General features: G+C 71.0%; 16 protein-coding genes and 1 tRNA gene. 10 read left to right on the top strand and 7 right to left on the bottom strand.

The annotated features are described in order from the left end of the window. Positions 1–20: 20 nt before the first annotated feature. From OG331_RS17755 to OG331_RS17740, 4 genes are read right to left on the bottom strand one after another with little or no spacing between them, the layout of a single operon-like run. On the bottom strand, positions 21–1,091 hold the full coding sequence (locus tag OG331_RS17755) for a MupA/Atu3671 family FMN-dependent luciferase-like monooxygenase (protein WP_406197257.1): 1,071 nt from the start codon (positions 1,089–1,091) through the stop codon (positions 21–23). Next, positions 1,082–4,696, bottom strand: a complete 3,615-nt coding sequence (locus OG331_RS17750; RefSeq protein ID WP_406197254.1) for an amino acid adenylation domain-containing protein — start codon at positions 4,694–4,696, stop codon at positions 1,082–1,084. The genes OG331_RS17755 and OG331_RS17750 overlap by 10 nt, the downstream gene beginning before the upstream one ends. Continuing rightward, on the bottom strand, positions 4,689–4,895 hold the full coding sequence (locus OG331_RS17745) for an MbtH family protein (protein WP_406197251.1): 207 nt from the start codon (positions 4,893–4,895) through the stop codon (positions 4,689–4,691). The genes OG331_RS17750 and OG331_RS17745 overlap by 8 nt, the downstream gene beginning before the upstream one ends. A 2-nt stretch (positions 4,896–4,897) precedes the next feature. Then, on the bottom strand, positions 4,898–6,400 hold the full coding sequence (locus OG331_RS17740; protein WP_406197249.1) for an MFS transporter: 1,503 nt from the start codon (positions 6,398–6,400) through the stop codon (positions 4,898–4,900). Positions 6,401–6,813: 413 nt separating this feature from the next. On the opposite strand from OG331_RS17740, the gene OG331_RS17735 reads away from it, so the two are divergent. After that, complete coding sequence (locus OG331_RS17735) at positions 6,814–7,632, top strand: SAM-dependent methyltransferase (RefSeq protein ID WP_406197247.1); 819 nt, start codon at positions 6,814–6,816, stop codon at positions 7,630–7,632. Between the two features lie 64 nt (positions 7,633–7,696). On the opposite strand, the gene OG331_RS17730 is transcribed toward OG331_RS17735, so the two are convergent. Together OG331_RS17730 and OG331_RS17725 are read right to left on the bottom strand one after the other, a co-directional pair. Continuing rightward, on the bottom strand, positions 7,697–8,617 hold the full coding sequence (locus tag OG331_RS17730; protein WP_406197245.1) for a helix-turn-helix domain-containing protein: 921 nt from the start codon (positions 8,615–8,617) through the stop codon (positions 7,697–7,699). Between the two features lie 139 nt (positions 8,618–8,756). After that, the gene (locus OG331_RS17725) at positions 8,757–8,987 is read right to left on the bottom strand and encodes a DUF397 domain-containing protein (protein WP_328879317.1); all 231 of its coding nucleotides are present in this window, start codon (positions 8,985–8,987) and stop codon (positions 8,757–8,759) included. 197 nt (positions 8,988–9,184) lie between these two features. Here OG331_RS17725 and OG331_RS17720 point away from each other — a divergent pair, with 197 nt between their 5' ends. From OG331_RS17720 to OG331_RS17710, 3 genes are all read left to right on the top strand, one after another. Beyond that, positions 9,185–9,751, top strand: coding sequence for an ATP-binding protein (locus tag OG331_RS17720; RefSeq protein WP_406197243.1), 567 nt, complete (start codon positions 9,185–9,187; stop codon positions 9,749–9,751). A gap of 324 nt (positions 9,752–10,075) precedes the next feature. Beyond that, a complete protein-coding gene (locus tag OG331_RS17715; RefSeq protein WP_406197241.1) occupies positions 10,076–10,426 on the top strand; it encodes a hypothetical protein in 351 nt (116 codons plus the stop codon). A gap of 28 nt (positions 10,427–10,454) precedes the next feature. Beyond that, the gene (locus tag OG331_RS17710; protein ID WP_406197238.1) at positions 10,455–10,658 is read left to right on the top strand and encodes a hypothetical protein; all 204 of its coding nucleotides are present in this window, start codon (positions 10,455–10,457) and stop codon (positions 10,656–10,658) included. A gap of 188 nt (positions 10,659–10,846) precedes the next feature. On the opposite strand, the gene OG331_RS17705 is transcribed toward OG331_RS17710, so the two are convergent. Further along, positions 10,847–10,918: transfer RNA gene (locus OG331_RS17705), tRNA-Arg, on the bottom strand. 101 nt (positions 10,919–11,019) lie between these two features. Between OG331_RS17705 and OG331_RS17700 the strand changes: the two genes are divergently transcribed. The 6 genes from OG331_RS17700 (at position 11,020) to thrB (ending at position 18,398) form a co-directional block, all read left to right on the top strand. Then, complete coding sequence (locus tag OG331_RS17700) at positions 11,020–11,598, top strand: response regulator (protein ID WP_406197236.1); 579 nt, start codon at positions 11,020–11,022, stop codon at positions 11,596–11,598. Positions 11,599–12,184: 586 nt separating this feature from the next. Beyond that, on the top strand, positions 12,185–13,225 hold the full coding sequence (gene nrtL, locus OG331_RS17695; protein ID WP_406197234.1) for an ArgS-related anticodon-binding protein NrtL: 1,041 nt from the start codon (positions 12,185–12,187) through the stop codon (positions 13,223–13,225). Positions 13,226–13,242: 17 nt separating this feature from the next. Continuing rightward, positions 13,243–14,634 carry a diaminopimelate decarboxylase gene (lysA, locus tag OG331_RS17690; protein WP_406197232.1) on the top strand — a complete coding sequence of 464 codons (1,392 nt, stop codon included), beginning with the start codon at positions 13,243–13,245 and terminating at the stop codon, positions 14,632–14,634. A gap of 183 nt (positions 14,635–14,817) precedes the next feature. Beyond that, on the top strand, positions 14,818–16,107 hold the full coding sequence (locus OG331_RS17685) for a homoserine dehydrogenase (RefSeq protein WP_406210086.1): 1,290 nt from the start codon (positions 14,818–14,820) through the stop codon (positions 16,105–16,107). Positions 16,108–16,113: 6 nt separating this feature from the next. Continuing rightward, positions 16,114–17,172: a threonine synthase gene (gene thrC / locus OG331_RS17680; protein WP_328879309.1), complete on the top strand. Its 1,059-nt coding sequence runs from the start codon at positions 16,114–16,116 to the stop codon at positions 17,170–17,172. A gap of 308 nt (positions 17,173–17,480) precedes the next feature. Beyond that, the gene (gene thrB, locus OG331_RS17675; protein WP_406197228.1) at positions 17,481–18,398 is read left to right on the top strand and encodes a homoserine kinase; all 918 of its coding nucleotides are present in this window, start codon (positions 17,481–17,483) and stop codon (positions 18,396–18,398) included. The last annotated feature ends 21 nt before the right edge of the window (positions 18,399–18,419 follow it).

Raw genomic sequence — 18,419 nt, 5'->3', positions numbered from 1 at the left:
GTGCCTTGCGAAATCCCCTGTCACGCCACGTCCTCCCGCAGTTCGGCCAGCCGGTGCAGCCCGGCCAGCACCTCGTCGCGGCCGAGGCCGAAGTCCACGAAGCAGGCGACCTCGTCGCAGCCCAGCTCGCGCAGATCGGCGAGCATCTTCCGGCAGGTCGCGGCGGAGCCGAGCAGGCTGCCCCAGGTCAGATAGCGGTGGAAGGCGAACTCGGCCAGCAGCGCGGTCTGTTCCTCGGTGAGCTCCGCCGTCGACTTGTCGGCCGTCCGGTTGGCGGTCGTCTGCCGGACGTACGACTGCAGATACCGCTTCAGCGGTACGGCGGCCAGCCGCCGCGCCTCCTCGTCGTCCGCGCCGACGAACGTGTGCGCCATCAGCGTCACCCGGCCGTGCGCGTCGGTGCCGCCCTGGTCGGGGGCGGCTGCGCAGGCGGCGCGATAGCGGGCGATCTTCTCGGCCAGTTCGTCCCGGCTCTGCCCGACGGTCGCCCCGAGCACCCCGGTGCGCAGGCTTCCGGCGGCCTCCCAGGTCACCGGGTTGCCGGAGCTGGTCAGCCACAGGGGCAGGGTGTCCTGCACGGGCCGGGGCTGCGGCAGGACGGCCACCGAGGTGCCGGTGCCGTCGGTGAACTCGGCCGCCTCGCCCGCCCACAGCCGCCGCAGCAGCGGTATGTCCCGGAGGGTCTGCTCGCGCCGGCCCTCGTAGTGGTCCGGGGCCAGCACGAAGTCGGTCGAGTGCCAGCCCGTGGCCGCGGACAGCCCGATCCGGCCGTGCGAGAGGTTGTCGACGACCGCCCAGTCCTCCGCGATCCGCAGCGGATGGTGCAGCGGCAGGATCACGCTGCCCGCGCGGATGTTGATCCGCTCGGTGGCCACCGCGAGCGCCGCGCTGAGCACCGGCGGGCTCGGGAACACCTGGCCCACCTGCTGGAAGTGCCGCTCGGGCGTCCAGATCGCGTGGAAGCCGAGCCGGTCCGCGGTGCGGGCCACGGTGAGGATGTCGTCGTAGGCCTCGCTGTGCCGCGGCGCACCGCCGGCCGCGAGGTGGTCGGCGGGTGTGTCGGCGCCGAAGAACATCACGCTCAGGTCCATGGCACCTCCTTCTGACTCGGGTCGTCGGTACGGCCTGTACCGGGGACGTCGGTACGGCTGCCGCGGCCCGGCTGCCGGGGAATGCGCGGTCGGCGCGGGATGGGCGCCGGGGCGGCGGGCGCCTCGGCCGGTGCCCGCTCCAGCTCGGCGGCGAGGGCGGCGACCGTGGGCGAGGTGAACAGCTGGGCCGCCGTCACCGTGCGTCCGGCGCCCGTGAGGCGGGCCGCGACCCGTACCGCACGCAGGGAGTTGCCGCCGAGCCGGAAGAAGTCGTCATGCGGACCGATGTGCTCCACCCCGAGGACGTCGGACCAGACGGCCGTGATCTCCCGGTGCAGGACGGAGTCCGCCGGATTGCCGGCCGTCGGTGTGGGGGCGAGGACCGCGTCCCGCGCTGCGTCCGCCCGCCGGGGCGGCTCCGGCAGCGGCAGCCGGGACAGCGGTACGTCCGGCTCGGCGGCCGTCGCGCGCAGCGCCTCGACGACCGCGTCCGCCAGCCATTCGACGAACTCCGCTTCCAGACACGAGGTCCGGTACTCGAAGACCAGCGTCATACCGTCCGGCGCGCCCGACGGACCGTGGTCGTCGGTGACGTCGACCAGCAGCTCGAACCGTGCCGTGCCGGTGCGCAGCGGCTCCACGCCGGACTCGGCGCCGGGCAGGTCCACCTCGGCCCGGGCGTTGTTCTGCAACGCCAGCACGACCTCGGTGAACGGCTGCCGCCCCGGGGGCCGTACGGGGTTGAGCGCTCCCACGACCTCCTCGAACGGCACGTCCTGATGGGCGAAGGCGTCCAGCGCCGTCTCCCGGGTACGTGCGAGCAGCTGCCGGGCCGTGGGGTCGCCGGACGCGTCGTTGCGCAGCACCAGCATGTTGACGAAGAACCCGACGACGTCGTCGACCGTGCCGTCGAGCCCCCGCCCGGCGATGGGCGAGCCGACCGCCAGATCCTCGCCGGCCCCCGCACGCACCAGCACGGCCGCGAGGGCGGCGTGCAACGCCATGAAGAGCGTGGCACCCTCCGCCCGGGCCCCGTCGACGATCAGCGCGTGCGCCCGGGCGTCCAGCCGCCGTACGACCGTGGCGGCGTCCCGACCCGGCACGGCGGGCCTTCCGGAGCGCCGCGGGAGCAGGGGGCCACCGGTCGGGAGGCCGGCCAAGGCCTTGCGCCAGAAGCCGAGCTGGGCCGCGGCGAGCGATCCCGGATCATCCTCCGCGCCCAGCCGCTCCTGCTGCCGGCGGGCGAAGTCGGCGTACGGCACCGGCAGCGGCGCGAGCTCCGGCGCGGAGCCCGAGACCCGGGCGGCGTAGGCGCGCGACAGGTCCCGGAAGAGCGGGGGCAGGGACCAGCCGTCGCCCGCGACGTGGTGCAGCACGAGCAGCAGCGCGTGCTCTCCCGGCCGGTCCTGGATGCCGAACAGCACGGCGTGCAGGGGAAGTTCGGCGGCGAGGTCGAACCGGTGCCGGGCGGCTTCGGCGACGGCCTTGTCCAACTCGCCTGATGTCACCGCGGCCTGCCGAAGGCGGGGAAGGGCCTCGGCGCCGACCCGTATCCGCTGGCGCGGCTCACCGTCGCGCTCCTCGAAGACCGTACGCAGCGCCGCCTGCCGGGCGGCCACGTCCCCGAGGGCGGCCCGAAGAGCCTCCGGGTCGACCTCGCCGCGCAGCCGCACCAGCACCGGAAGCGTGTAGGCGTTACCCGCGTCGACCTGGTCGAGGAACCACAGGCGGCGCTGGGCGTACGACAGGCGCAGCGCATGCCCCTCCGGGGCAACTACGGCGTCCTCGTCCCGCCCTGCTTCCGCCGCCCGCCCTGCCTCCTCCTTGTCGGCCTTCTCCACATACGGCACCAGCGCCGCCGGCGTCCGGCACTCGAACAGGGTCCGTAGGCCGACCTGGGCGCCCAGCGTCCGATGGATCCGCCCCAGCAGCCGCGTCACCGTCAGCGAGGTGCCGCCGAGCGCGAAGAAGTCGTCCTCCGGACCGACCGACGCCACCCCCAGCACCTCGGAGAACAGCGCGCAGAGCGCCTCCTCGACGGGGCCGGACGGCTGCCGTGCCGACGCCGACGCGAGGGAGCCGGTGACCGGGCCGGGCTCCGGCAGAGCGGCGCGGTCCAGCTTGCCGTTGGGAGTGAGGGGCAGGGCGTCGAGGAGCACGAAGGCGGCCGGGACGAGGTAGTCGGCCAGTACGCGGGCCGCGTGGTCCCGCAGTTCCTCTTCCAGCAGCCGGTGTTGATGTCCCTCACGCGGGACGACGTACGCGATCAGCCGCTTGTCTCCGGTGGCGTCGGGACGGGCGAGCACGGCGGCCCGGACGACACCCGGATGGCGGGCCAGCACCGTCTCCACCTCGCCGGGCTCCACCCGGAACCCGCGGATCTTCACCTGCGCGTCGGCACGCCCCAGATACTCCAGCACCCCGTCCGCCCGGCGCCGCACCAGGTCACCGGTGCGGTACATCCGGCCGCCGGCGGGCCCGTACGGGTCGGCCACGAACCGCTCGGCGGTCAGCTCGGGACGGCCGCAGTAGCCGAGGGCGACGCCCGCCCCGGCGGCGTACAGCTCACCCGTCTCACCGTCCGCGACGGGCCGCAGCCGCTCGTCGAGCACCCGGAGCCGTTTCCCGGCCAGCGGACGCCCGATCGGCACCGGGCTGCCGTCCCTCACCTCCTCGGCGGTGACCGGATGAACGGTCAGGAAGACCATGCCCTCGACCGGGCCGTAGCCGTTGCTCAGCCGCAGCGCGGGGTAGCGCTCCAGGGCGCGGGCCGCGTGGGCGGGCGACAACGGCTCGCCCCCGACGATCAGTTCGCGTAGGCCGGCGAGCGCCCGCGGGTACTCGTCGACGATCACGTGGAAGAGGGAGGCGGAGAGATACAGGGAGGTGACGGCGTGCCGCTCGACCAGGCCGGCCGTCACCACCGGGTCGGGGCGCTGTCCGGGGTGCAGTACGCACAGTCCGCCGTTCAGCAGCGGACCCCACAGCTCCATCGCGAACGCGTCCCAGGACACCGGGGAGCACTGCAGCCATACCGCGCCGGGCCCGAACGACGCGAAGTCCTGCCCGGTCAGCGTCCCGGTGATCGCGGCATGCGAGGCGACGATGCCCTTCGGGCGGCCGGTGGAGCCGGAGGTGAACATTACGCAGGCCGGGTCCTGCGGCTGTACCTCCACGGTGCCGCGCCGCAGTGGCTCGGCCTGTTCCGCGTCCTCCACGGTCACCGACTCGACTGCGGGTAAAGGCTGTGGGGAACCGCGCCGGGATACGACCACCGCGACGCCCGCGTCTGCCGCCATCCCGCCCAGCCGTTCCGCCGGAAAGTCCGGGTCGAGCATCGCGTAGCCGGCACCGGCCTTGAGCGTGCCGAGCAGTGCCACCACCATCTCGGCGGACCGCTCCAGGTATACGCCCACCAGGGCCCCTGGCCGTACGCCGTGCCGCCGCAGCAGCCCGGCCAACCGGTCGGCCCGCGCGTCGAGTTCGCCGTAGCTCAGCCGCTCGTCGCCGGACACCAGCGCGGTCGCCGCCGGGGTCCGCCGGGCCCGTTCCTCGAAGAGTTCATGCACGCCGTGCAACGCCCCCGTTGCTTCCGTCTCAGGCATCGGAGGCCGTGCGAGCGGGACATATGTCCGTCCAGCGGTCTTCGACGTAGGCGAGGCAGTCCGCGCGGCTGCTCGCGGTCAGAGCCACGTCCCACCCGTCCGGCACGGTGATCCCGTCGGGCCAGAGCGAGAACTGGCCCTCGGCGTTGGTGAGTACGAGGTAGGTGCCGTTCTCGTCCTCGAACGGATTGGTGGTCATGGTCAGCCCTCCACGAATTCTTTGCGCCCCGGGTTCTCGGGGTGGTCGGGGTTCTCCGGGCCGTCGGGGTCGCCGGGGCGCCCGGAGCTGTCGGTGGCAACGATGCCGGTGGCATCGATGTCGGTGGCTTCGGGGGAGTCGTCGCTGACATCGGGCAGCAGCGTGTCGATCTCCCGCACCGTGCGCCGCGTCATGCTCAGCACCCCGACGGCGATGCCGCACAGGCCGGCGATGAGCAGCATCGCGGCCATACCGCTGCCCGGCCCGTCGCCCACGAGCGGCCCCAGCACCACGAAGATCCCGGTACCGGCCGCGGCCTGCGGTTCGAAGACCTCGTCGGCGAGCGGTCCGGAGACGGCGGTCGCCAGCGGGACGGAGAGCTGCGACAGGAACATCACGGCGCCGAAGACCCGGCCGTGCCACTCCTGAGGCACCTTGGTCTGCACGATCGCCTGCATCACGCCGTTGATCATCGGCATCAGCGCCGCGCCCACGAGAATGGCCGCGCACCAGCCGACCACGCCCCCGACGAGCGCCATCGCCACCTGGGCGGACAGGCACATGCCGATGATCCCGAGCAGCATGCCCCGGGCCCGGTTCCTCGGCCCGCTCCACGCCGCCATCAGCAGCCCGCCCGCGACCCCGCCGACACCGATCGCGGTGTTGACGCTCGCCAGCGCCGCGGTCTCACCGCCGGACCGCGCCAGAACCATGGGCTGTACGGCGGCGAAGCCGAAGACCATGACCAGGTTGACCACGCAGAAGGCCAGCATCAGATCGCGCAGGCTCGGATACCGGAAGAGGAACCGCATCCCCTCCATGGCCTCGGCGGTGAGCTTCTTGCGCGGCCCGCCCGCCGGCTTGCTCGCGGGACCGGTGTCCCCCCGCATCCGTACCACCCGGATGGCGACCAGCGCGAGAGCGAAGCTCACCAGGTCGGCGACGAGGATGAAACCGAGCCCGGAGAACGCCACCAGGAGCCCGCCGAGAGCGGGACCGCCGACGTCCGCCGTGCTCTTGGCGCTGGCCAGCAGACTGTTGGCCCGTTGCAGCTGGGCCTTGTCCACGAGCAGCGGCACCGAGGCGCCCAGCGCCGGGAACTGGAAGGCGGCGGCCGAGCCGAGCAGCATGACGGCGGCGTAGACCTCCCAGGTGTGCAGCCCGCCGGTGAAGTGCAGCACGCCGAGCAGCGCCACGATCAACAGCCCGCCGCCGTCGGCGACTTGCAGCGCCGTGCGTCGCTTGACCCGGTCGACGAAGGCTCCGGCGAGCGGGCTCAGCAGCACCTGGGGGAGGAGGGCACACAGCGACAGCGTGGTCAGGGCCGTCGCCCGGCCGGTGGCCGACCAGGTCTCGAAGACGAAGGCGAAACGCAGGACCGAGTTACCGACCAGGGATATCGCCTGCCCGCTCCAGACGAGCATGAAGGGGCCCATGCCGGCGAACCGGCCCGGCCTTCCCCCGTCCTGCGCGGTGTCGTCGAGCGAGCGCGCCGAATCGGCCACGTGAGTACCCCCGTCGAATGTGGCTTCCGACCAAGAACCCTAGTTCGAAGTGGAGCGCGGCACATCCCCGATCATGAAACGCGTCCGAGAAGCCCTCACGGATGCGCCTCGATGACTGTGAGAGTGCGCTCCGACTGGCTAGAACTGGTGCTCCTCGTATGCATCTACGAATCTTTGACGACACAACGACATCCGGGACCAGAGACGCACTCTCCGGACAATTCCGTTGTCTCCAGGTGGGGTTGCCCGGGTTGCGTCGCCCTTCCGGCCGCGGTTCACCGTGGGCGGCCGCTCGCCGCGGGGGTCTTTTCCCCAGCGGTTGACCGATGGACTGGCCCGACCAACTGCCCCCTCCCTAGGATGTGTTGTCGGCGAGGTGATCTCCTCGGCCGGCCCTGTGACTGGGGGAAACGATGGAGCCTGGAAAGCAGCTGTCCACGTCGATCGATGCCGCGATCCCGACAGCCGCGCGCATGTACGACTACTACCTCGGCGGCAAGGACAACTACGCCTCCGACCGAGCCGCCTGCGAGGAGCTGGACAAGGTCGTCCCCAGCACCCGCGCCCTCGCCCTGAACAACCGCCGCTTCCTGCAGCGCGCGGTCAGGACACTGGCCGAGGACTACGGCATCCGGCAGTTCCTCGACCACGGCTCAGGCCTGCCCACCCAGAACAACGTCCACCAGGTCGCGCAGTCCATCGACCCGTCCTCGCGCGTGGTCTATGTCGACAACGACCCGATGGTCCTGGTCCACGGCCGCGCCCTGCTGGACCAGAACGACAACACGGCCGTCATTCACGCCGACATGCGCGAGACCGGCGCGATCTTCTCCCACCCCGACACCGAGCGCCTGATCGACTTCTCGCAGCCGGTGGCGGTGCTGTTCAACTCGGTCTTCCACTGCATCCCCGACAGCGACACCGACGGCCCCCTCGCCGTGGCACGCCGGGTGCGCGAGCACCTCGCGCCCGGCAGCTTCATGCTGATGTGCCAGCTGGTCAGCGAGGACCCCAAGGTCCGCGAGTTCGTCACCGACTTCATGGACCAGGCGACCCAGGGGCACTGGGGCCGGGTGCGCGAGGAGAAGGACGTCGCGGCGTATTTCGAGGGTCTGGAGATCCTCGAACCCGGCCTGGTCGAGGTCTCCACCTGGCGCCCCGACACCGAGGTGGCGCCGCGCCAACTCACCCAGGAGTGGATCGAGTTCGGCGGCGTGGCCCGACTGCCGTAAACGAAGCCACGCCCCAAGGAGCGCAGCGCCTTACCGGGCGCAGCGCCCTTTCGGGTGCAGTGCCTCACGGGGCAGGGGAGTACCGGGCCTTCGTCTCGCGCAGCCGCTCCAGTGACTCGCGCGGGTTCAGAGCCTCGTCGCCCAGGCGGTCCAGGGCGATCCGGTACTCCTCCGTCTCGTCCTGGTCCTCCAGGAAGGCGGCGCTCTTGATGTGCTCCAGATAGACGATGTCGGCCAGATCGACACCGCCGAAGCGCAGATAGGTGACGGGAATGGCCGGCGCCGACGCGTTGGTCACGTCCAGGGGCACGATCTGCAGGGTCACATGGGGGAGCAGCGCCATCTCCTCCAGGTACTCGAGCTGCTCGCGCATTACCTCGCGGCTGCCCAGCATCCGCAGCAGCACCGACTCGTCGACGATCGCCCACAGCTGAGGCGGGTCCGCGCGGCGCACCAGCTCCCGCCGGCGCATCCGCAGCTCCACGCGCCGCTGCACCTCACGGCCGGGCGCCGACGGCAGCCCGCGCTCCACCACGGCACGCGCGTATGCCTCGGTCTGCAACAGGCCGGGCACGTACTGGATCTCGAAGGTACGGATGGCCGTCGCGGCCTCCTGCAGCCCCACCAGCCGGTCGAACCACTCGGGCATCAGCCGCTTGTCATAGCGCTGCCACCACCCCGGCTCACCGGCACGCTTCAGCAACTGCAGCAGCACCGAGGCCTCGTAGTCCTCGGACCGGTACTCCTTCAGCAGGAGACGGACATCGGCCTCCGTGGGTGGCCGACGCCCCTTGCCCGCCTCGATGCGCGACAACTTCGCCGGACTGAAACCCACGGCACGCGCCGCCTGGTCCTGGGACAGGCCCGCGTCCTCGCGGATACCCGCCAGCTGGACGCCGACCAGCATTTTCAGCAGGGTCGGCGCGGGTTCGGTCCGGCTCAGGTAGGGCTCGAGGCGGGAGATGCGAGGTGACTCGGCGGACATCCTGACTCCCCGTAGACCGGCATACGACAGACCGCATTATCGCATCCCGCCGCCTCGTGCCGCCGGATCCGCAGCAATTAGAAGGCTCAACTTCCGCTTCCCAGCGGTGTTCCGCCTCTCGCCCGGTCCTCCGTCCAGGTCATACGAGGTGGTCGAACTCTCCCTCCTTGGCGCCAGCCAGAAACGCGGTGATCTCGGCCGGCGTGTACACCAGGGCAGGTCCGTCGGGGTCGCGGGAGTTGCGCATGGCGATGCTGCCGTCGCCCAGGCCGGCCACCTCGACGCAGTTGCCCTCGGCATTGCTGTGCCGGCTCTTGATCCAGCGGACGCCCAACGAGCTGGCCCGTACGCCGTTCTGTGCTGTTGGCACTGCACTCTCCTTGCTCACGTTCGGCCACGCGCACGCCCCGGCGCCCCGCCGGGCCCGGACCGCACCACGTGCTCTGCGCAGACACCTTCCCGCAATTTCCCGTGAAATTGCACGGAGACGCCGTCGGCGTGGATAATAGTCCGCGGCGTCAACGGCAGTGCCGACGCCCTGTCCTGACCGTGTATCAGGGAGACGTCGTGTCCTTACCTGCGTACGAAGGGCTCCAACTGCGCGGCAACGCTGCGCCCCATGCGGGGCTGACGGTGACGCCGGAAGCACCCCGCGGCACCTCGGGCCCCCGTCGGCTCGCCGGTCCCGAAGCCCCGCGCACCTCGCCCCGTTCCGCCGCCCTGCGCCTGGTCGGTGCCGAACAGAGCTGCGGCCGAGCCCGCGACTTCGTCCGTCGCACGCTCGACGACTGGGCACTGGACCACTGCAGCGCCGACGCCCTCACGGTGGTCACCGAACTGCTGGCCAACGCCGTACTGCACGCCGTATCGCCCTCGTCGGCCGACGCGACCCCCTCGCGCCCCGAAGCCGAGATCTGGCTGAGGCTCAGCCTCCGGCGCCCGGCCCACCTCGTCTGCGCCGTCATCGACCCGAGCGACAACCCGCCTGTCTACCCGCACACCAGCGACCCCTTCGACGAGCACGGCCGGGGACTGCGCATCATCGACGCCCTCTCCGAACACTGGGGCTGGACGAGACGCCAGCCGACGGGCAAGACGGTCTGGGCGATGCTGCCGACGGCAAGGCAGGCCTGACCCTCCCCGGGCTCCCACTGCGGTGCATCCGCAAATATATGGTTGCAGGCGCCTATTGAGGCAAGTGCCCGAATAGACGGCGATAATTGCTGCCATGGTGCCGCCATGGTGCCGCCGTATTGCTGTGCTGCCGCCGCATCGGCACAATGCGGGCGGTCGATTGGCTCAGTTTTGGGGGCGACACGGGCGTTGGTGTAACACGGTCGCGTTCGCACGACGCAGAACCAGGCAGAAGCAGGTCATCCTCGACGTCCGATTTCTGATTTCGGCTCCGCGGGGGTGTCCTACTCCCTCCGCCCGGCAACTCGTCAGAACGGATTTCCCGTGAACACCGACCCGATCCCCGGCTACCAGCCCTACGACCAGCCGCCACCCCCCGAGCGCTCCCAGCGCAACCCGGACACCGCACGTAGAGCGGCCCTGACCATCTGCACGATCGCCGACATCGCGGCAGGTCTCCTCGGCCTGTGGATCGTGCTGTACCTGCTCGACGCGAACCAAGGGAACGCGTTCGTGGAATTCGTGCACGGATCAGCGGACTGGCTGTCCGGATGGGCACAGGACATTTTCACGATGGACACAGAGGGACTCCGAGTCCTCCTCAATTACGGCCTCCCGGCCGTCCTCTATCTGCTCCTCGGGCACGGAATTGCCGCCCGACTCAACAGGGCCTGACGGCATTACCCAGCGAAGGACCAGCTTTATGGCACCCACTCCCCGCACTCCCACCGGAAGCGATCACCTGCCGATCTATGAAGACCTGGTGCGCGAACGCGGAGACGCCGTGACGGAAGCGCAAATAGCAGCCGCACACACCCAGCACCAGGCAGCGGAACTGCTGACCACGGGGGAGGCCGGCCACGGGGGCCAGCCGACGGGGCATCACCAGCAGCCGCACTTCGGCTGAGCAGCATGCCCCGAGCCCGCTCAGCGCCGGAGCCGCCGGCGAGCCATTCGCCGGCGCCACCGGGCCACCGGACCTTCCTGCCGGGGCCAGCAAAATGACGAAGAGCGGAACCCATCAACACTGGGTCCCGCTCTCTCGTATCGGCATCCGCCCCGATCAGCGACTGATCTCCACTGACCTTCGACGAGTGCCCCCGGCAGGATTCGAACCTGCGCACACGGCTCCGGAGGCCGTTGCTCTATCCCCTGAGCTACGGGGGCGTGTCAGGCGCCTTGCTTGGCGGCGACGGGTAGAACCCTACCAGCTTCGGTGGGGTGTTCATGAACGGGTTTCGGGGTCGTGGCACCGGGTGTGACCTGGGATGGCTCACTCGCAGGGGGTGGAAGTGGGGAAAACCCGGACGCGGTGGCCGGTCCGGACCTACTCTCGAGTTGTGCCAGGCGCGTCGGGCCGGGTGCTTGTTGTGGACGACAACAAGGTCATCCGGCAGCTGATCAGGGTCAATCTCGAGCTGGAGGGGCTTGAGGTGGTGACCGCGGCCGATGGTGCCGAGTGTCTGGAAGTCGTTCATCAGGTACGGCCCGACGTGGTGACCCTGGATGTCGTCATGCCACGACTCGACGGGTTGCGGACCGCCGCTCGGCTGCGCGCAGATCCCCGTACGCGTGACCTTCCCCTCGCCATCATCAGCGCCTGTACGCAGTACGAGGTCGATACCGGCCTCGGTGTCGGCGTCGACGCCTTCCTCGCCAAGCCGTTTGAGCCGGCTGAACTCGTCAGCCTCGTAGGCAGGTTGATCGAGGTGAGGAGGAGCACAGAACGGACCCGGGAAGGGGTCGGGGAACGCGACGGCGACGGCACGGACAGCAGCGCCGACACCGCCGCGTTCGGAGGCGTCCTCGGGGCTGCCGGCGAGGCCGCCGGGCGCACCGGAAGCTGACCCGCCGCTGGGCGTTCCGGATTGGCACATCGGGCCCTTCGGAAGCTGACGCCCCGGGAGAGGAAGCCGACGGGCGGGTGCTACGAGCCCGTACCCCAAACACCCTGGGCGCACCGGAACCTGAGGCCCCGGATGGCCCGGGCAGACAGACACTCGAGCGCGCACCGGAGCCTGACGCCGCCGGCCGTTCCGGACGACACTCCGGCCGTTCCGGAAGCCGAAGCCGCCAGGCATTCCGACCCGGCACAACAGGGCGAACGCCCCGGCACCCCGGCACCCCGGCGGACCAGCCGCAGCCCCGGGGCGGACCCCACTCACCCCGGCCGACCAGACAACCCGGCCCTACCGGACCCGCCCCCAGGCCGACCGGACGCCCCGGGGCGCACCCACCCCACCCCCGGGCGCACCCACCCCGCCCCCGGCCAACCAGACGCACCCCCAGCCGAACCGCCGCGGGTAACCCCCCCCGGCACCCGCCCCCCACTCCACCGGGCACCCACCCCCACCCACCCCACCCCCGTCCACATCCCGGACCCTCCCCAAACCCGTTCGCATACCCACCCCCCTCCTCCCATACGCTTGTCCCGTGACCCCCGTCGAGCTCTCCCGTACCGTGCTGCGCGCGGTGCGTCGTGCTGTCGATGACGGGGTGCTGTGCGTTGCCGTGCCCGAGCGGGTCGTGGTGACCGTCCCTGGACCCGGGGGGTGTGGCGACTACGCCACCAACGTCGCGTTGCAGCTCGCGCGCCCGGCCGGGCGGCCGTCGATGGCTGTCGCCGAGATCCTCCAGGCACGCCTGCTCGGCACCGACGGCATCAGCGATGTCGTCGTCACCGGGCCCGGGTTCCTCAACATCAGCCTCGGCGACACCGCCTCCACCGCCCTCGTCGAGGCGATCCTGCGGCGCGGCTCCCGGTACGGGTACGCCAACGGCCCCTCCGCGGACTTCGTCCCGCTGTACTGCCCCCACGAGGTACGGGCCGTCGTCGTGATGGACGCCCTCGCTCGGATCCTGCAGTCGCAGGGGGTCGCCGTCCGCACCGGATGCGAGGCGGCCCTCGATCCGCGCTGGGTCGACATCCTCGGCGTACGGGTCCACGGGCGCCGCATGCAGGACTCGCCCGCCTTGCCTTATTACGCCGTGCGTCCCGTGCCGGCCCCCGTCGACCCCCTCCACCTCGGCCGCGACGCCGCCCGCTGGGCCCTGCTTCATCCCGCCGGTCACGACCGGCCTCGTATCACCGACGAGCACCTCGTCCAGCGTGAGAGCAACCCTCTCTTCCGCGTCCGGTACGCCCACGCCCGCACCCGGGCCCTCAGCCGTAACGCCGCCGACCTGGGGTTCGACGCCGAACCCGGGGACGTACGGCACGACGTCGCCGCCCTGCTCGCGGATCACCCCCGCGTCCTGGCCCAGGCGGCAGCCCACCGCGCCCCCGACCGTCTCGCCCGGCACCTCGTCACCGTCGCCGATGCCGTCCTGCCCCTGCTGCCCGCCGTCCTTCCCCGCGGTGCGGAGAAACCCTCGGCCACCCACCGTGCCCGGCTCGCGCTCGCCGAAGCCGCCGGGACGGTGCTGGCCGGTGGCCTGTCCCTGCTCGGCATCGACGCACCCGACCATCTCTGAGAGAGCCCACGAAAGTCATGAGCCGTTCCGCACACCCCGCCGGGCCCCGCCACGCCGACGTTTTTCCCGAGGGCCACTACTCCGCACCGCCCGCCGACCTCAACACCCTCGACCCGAAGGTGTGGGCCCAGACCGTCGGCCGCGACTCCGACGGCGTCGTCACCGTCGGCGGTATCGACGTGAAGACCCTCGCCGAACAGCACGGCACCCCGGCCTACTTCGTCGACGAGGCCGACTTCCGGTCCCGGGCCCGCGCCTGGCGCAGCGCCTTCGGGACCGACGCCGACGTCTTCTACGCCGGCAAGGCGTTCCTGTCCCGTGCCGTCGTGCGGTGGCTGCACGAGGAGGGGCTCAATCTGGATGTGTGCTCCGGCGGCGAGCTGGCCACCGCCCTCTCCGCCGGCATGCCCGCCGACCGCATCGCCTTCCACGGCAACAACAAGTCCACTGAGGAGATCCGCCGCGCGATCACCGCAGGCGTCGGACGTATCGTCCTCGACTCCTTCCAGGAGATCGTCCGCGTCGCGCACATCGCGCAGGAGCTCGGCAAGCGGCAGCGCGTCCAGATCCGTATCACCGTGGGCGTGGAAGCACACACCCACGAGTTCATCGCCACCGCCCACGAGGACCAGAAGTTCGGGATTCCGCTGGCCGGTGGGCAGGCCGCCGAGGCCGTGCGACGGGCGCTCCAGCTCGAGGGGCTGGAAGTCATCGGGATCCACTCGCACATCGGGTCGCAGATCTTCGACATGTCGGGCTTCGAGGTCGCCGCCCACCGGGTGGTCTCGCTGCTCAAGGACATCCGTGACGAGCACGGTGTCGAGCTGCCCGAGATCGACCTCGGGGGCGGGCTCGGGATCGCCTACACGAGTGACGACGACCCCCGCGAGCCGCACGAGATCGCCAAGGCGCTGACCGAGATCGTCACCCGTGAGTGCGAGGCCGCCCGCCTGCGGACCCCTCGCATCTCCGTCGAGCCGGGGCGCGCCATCGTCGGGCCGACCGCCTTCACGCTCTACGAGGTCGGCACCATCAAGCCGCTCGACGGGCTGCGGACGTACGTCTCCGTCGACGGCGGCATGTCGGACAACATCCGTACGGCTCTGTACGACGCCGAGTACAGCGTCGCCCTCGTGTCCCGGACGAGCGACGCCGAGCCGATGCTCGCCCGTGTCGTCGGCAAGCACTGCGAGAGCGGGGACATCGTGGTCAAGGACGCGTTCCTGCCGGCCGACCTGGCGCCGGGTGACCTCATCGCCGTACCGGCGACGGGTGCGTACTGCCGGTCCATGGCCAGCAACTACAACCATGTCCTCCGGCCGCCCGTCGTCGCCGTGCACGACGGCGAGTCCCGGGTGATCGTCCGCCGGGAGACGGAGGAGGACCTCCTCCGGCTCGACGTCGGCTGAGCCGGAAGACCGGAACAGCGGAACGCCGGAAGACCGGCCCAGAACGCGGGGTGGAAGATCTCCTGTCTTCCACCCCCGTAGAAATGAAATAGATGTCTCACGATCCGGACGAGGGGCAGAAAGTCCCGTCCGGTGAGTGAGACTGGTGCAACCGTAGACGGTAAGAGGAAACGAGGTCGGATGATGCGTACGCGTCCGCTGAAGGTGGCGCTGCTGGGCTGTGGAGTGGTCGGCTCAGAGGTGGCGCGCATCATGACGACGCACGCCGACGACCTCGCCGCCCGGATCGGGGCCCCCGTGGAGCTCGCGGGCGTGGCCGTACGGCGGCCCTCCAAGGTGCGTGAGGGCATCGACCCCGCGCTCATCACCACCGACGCCACCGCCCTCGTCAAACGCGGCGACATCGACGTCGTGGTCGAGGTCATCGGCGGCATCGAGCCCGCCCGCACCCTCATCACGACCGCCTTCGAGCACGGCGCGTCCGTCGTCTCCGCCAACAAGGCGCTGCTCGCCCAGGACGGGGCCGCCCTCCACGCGGCCGCGGAAGCCAACGGCAGGGACCTCTACTACGAGGCCGCCGTCGCCGGCGCCATCCCGCTGATCCGGCCGCTGCGCGAGTCCCTCGCCGGTGACAAGGTCAACCGGGTGCTCGGCATCGTCAACGGCACCACCAACTTCATCCTCGACAAGATGGACTCGACCGGCGCCGGGTATCAGGAGGCCCTCGACGAGGCCACCGCCCTGGGCTACGCGGAGGCCGACCCCACCGCCGACGTCGAAGGGTTCGACGCCGCCGCCAAGGCCGCCATCCTCGCCGGAATCGCCTTCCACACGCGCGTGCGCCTCGACGACGTCTACCGCGAGGGCATGACCGAGGTGACCGCGGCCGACTTCGCCTCCGCCAGGGAGATGGGCTGCACCATCAAGCTGCTCGCCATCTGCGAGCGGGCCGGGGACGGCGCGTCCGTCACCGCGCGCGTGCACCCCGCGATGATCCCGCTGAGCCACCCGCTGGCCTCCGTGCGCGGCGCGTACAACGCCGTGTTCGTCGAGTCCGACGCCTCCGGTCAGCTCATGTTCTACGGCCCCGGCGCGGGTGGTTCCCCGACCGCCTCGGCCGTGCTCGGCGACCTCGTCGCCGTCTGCCGCAACCGGCTCAGCGGGGCAACGGGGCCCGGCGAGTCGGCGTATGCCGCCCTGCCCGTGTCGGGGATGGGTGAGGTTGTCACCCGCTACCACATCAGCCTCGACGTGGCGGACAAACCGGGTGTTCTCGCCCAGGTGGCGACCGTGTTCGCAGAGCACGGTGTCTCGATCGATACGGTTCGCCAGCAGGGCAAGGACGGCGAGGCCTCCCTCGTCGTCGTCACCCACCGTGCGTCCGACGCGGCCCTCGTCGGGACCGTCGAGGCGTTGCGCAAGCTCGACACCGTGCGGGGTGTCGCCAGCATCATGCGGGTTGAAGGAGAGTAACCAGCAATGACCCACCAGTGGCGCGGAATCATCGAGGAGTACCGGGACCGGCTGCCCGTCTCCGACACCACGCCGGTCGTGACGCTCCGCGAGGGCGGCACGCCCCTCGTGCCCGCGCAGGTGCTCTCCGAGCGCACGGGCTGCGAGGTCCACCTCAAGGTGGAGGGTGCGAACCCGACCGGGTCCTTCAAGGACCGCGGCATGACCATGGCCATCACGCGGGCCAAGGAGGAGGGCGCGAAGGCCGTCATCTGCGCCTCCACCGGCAACACCTCCGCCTCCGCCGCGGCCTACGCCGTCCGCGCGGGCATGGTTTCGGCCGTCCTCGTCCCGCAGGGCAAGATCGCGCTCGGCAAGATGGGCCAGGCCCTCGTGCACGGCGCGAAGATCCTCCAGGTGGACGGCAACTTCGACGACTGCCTCGCGCTCGCCCGAGCCCTGAGCGACAACTACCCCGTGGCGCTGGTCAATTCGGTCAACCCGGTGCGTATCGAGGGGCAGAAGACGGCCGCCTTCGAGATCGTGGACATGCTGGGCGACGCCCCCGACATCCACGTCCTGCCGGTGGGCAACGCGGGCAACATCACCGCGTACTGGAAGGGGTACAAGGAGTACGCCGCCGACGGTGTCTCGAAGCGGACCCCGCGCATGTGGGGTTTCCAGGCCTCCGGCTCCGCGCCCATCGTGCGCGGCGAGATCGTCAAGGACCCGTCCACCATCGCCACCGCGATCCGCATCGGCAACCCGGCGTCCTGGCAGTACGCGCTCGCCGCGCGGGACGAGTCCGGCGGGTTCATCGACGAGGTGACGGACCGTGAAATCCTGCGCGCCTACCGGCTGTTGGCCGCGCAGGAGGGCGTCTTCGTCGAGCCCGCGTCCGCCGCGTCCGTCGCCGGTCTGCTGAAGGCCGCCGAGCAGGGCAAGGTCGACCCGGGCCAGCGCATCGTCTGCACCGTCACCGGCAACGGCCTCAAGGACCCCGACTGGGCCGTCGCCGGCGCCCCGCAGCCCGTCACCGTCCCGGTCGACGCGGCGACGGCGGCCGAGCGGCTCGGGCTGGCGTAAGCACAGGCGTAAGCGGGCCACACTCCGTCGTACGGGGCTCGCGTCCGCGAGTACGAGGGCGCTTACCTGGGGACCTTCCCTTACAGGGGGTGCACAGGGGGCATACGACACGCATCGTGCGCCTCCTGTGCGCCCTATGTCGCCACAGAACCTACCTTCGATAGGCTGTACCGAACCCGCCCGCCGCATATGCCTCCGCATGGGGTGCGGTGCCGCGCCGTCTCCGCGGCCCGGAAGCGGCCCCAGGGGTTCTCGTACGTCATCGAATGTCTTCGACAATCACGCAGCTCAAGGAGAGTCATCGAGCGATGGCCGGTCCAGCGTTCCGCGCCGCCGCCGTCCGGGTGCGCGTCCCCGCCACCAGCGCCAATCTCGGCCCGGGCTTCGACGCCCTCGGCCTGTCGCTGGGGCTCTACGACGACGTCGTCGTCCGGGTGGCCGACTCCGGGCTGCACATCGACATCGCGGGTGAGGGCAGCGAGACGCTGCCGCGTGATGAGAGCCACCTTCTCGTACGCTCCCTGCGCACCGCCTTCGATCTGCTCGGCGGCCAGCCGCGCGGGCTCGAGATCGTCTGCGCCAACCGCATTCCGCACGGCCGGGGCCTCGGTTCCTCCTCTGCCGCCATCTGCGCCGGCATCGTCGCCGCGCGCGCCGTGACCATAGGCGGCGAGGCCAAGCTCGACGACACGGCCCTGCTGGAGCTCGCCACCGAGATCGAGGGCCACCCCGACAACGTGGCGGCGTGTCTGCTCGGCGGGTTCACCCTCTCCTGGATGGAGGCGGGGGCTGCGCGGGCGATCAGGATGGAGCCCGCCGATTCCGTCGTTCCGGTGGTTTTCGTGCCCGGAAAGCCGGTGCTCACGGAGACCGCGCGCGGCCTGCTCCCGCGCACCGTGCCCCATGTCGACGCCGCCACCAACGCGGGCCGTGCGGCCCTGCTCGTAGAGGCCCTGACCAGGCGCCCGGAGCTGCTGCTGCCGGCCACCGAGGACCGTCTGCACCAGGAGTACCGCGCACCCGCCATGCCGGAGAGCACGGCGCTGGTGGAGCGGCTGCGGGCCGACGGAGTGCCGGCGGTCATCTCCGGCGCGGGTCCCACCGTTCTGGCACTGGCCGATCACGACAGTGCCGACAAGGTGGCCCATCTGGCAGGCGACGGCTGGGCCGCGAACCGGCTCGAGTTGGATGCCCAGGGAGCGAGCGTGCTGCCGCTTGCGACCTGACACTCGGTTGCCGGATTTCGA

Source organism: Streptomyces sp. NBC_01017 (assembly GCF_045162795.1).
Taxonomy (GTDB): domain Bacteria; phylum Actinomycetota; class Actinomycetes; order Streptomycetales; family Streptomycetaceae; genus Streptomyces; species Streptomyces machairae.
The sequence above is the reverse complement of the archived record's forward strand: the minus strand, read 5'-3'. Positions and strand labels throughout refer to the sequence as shown.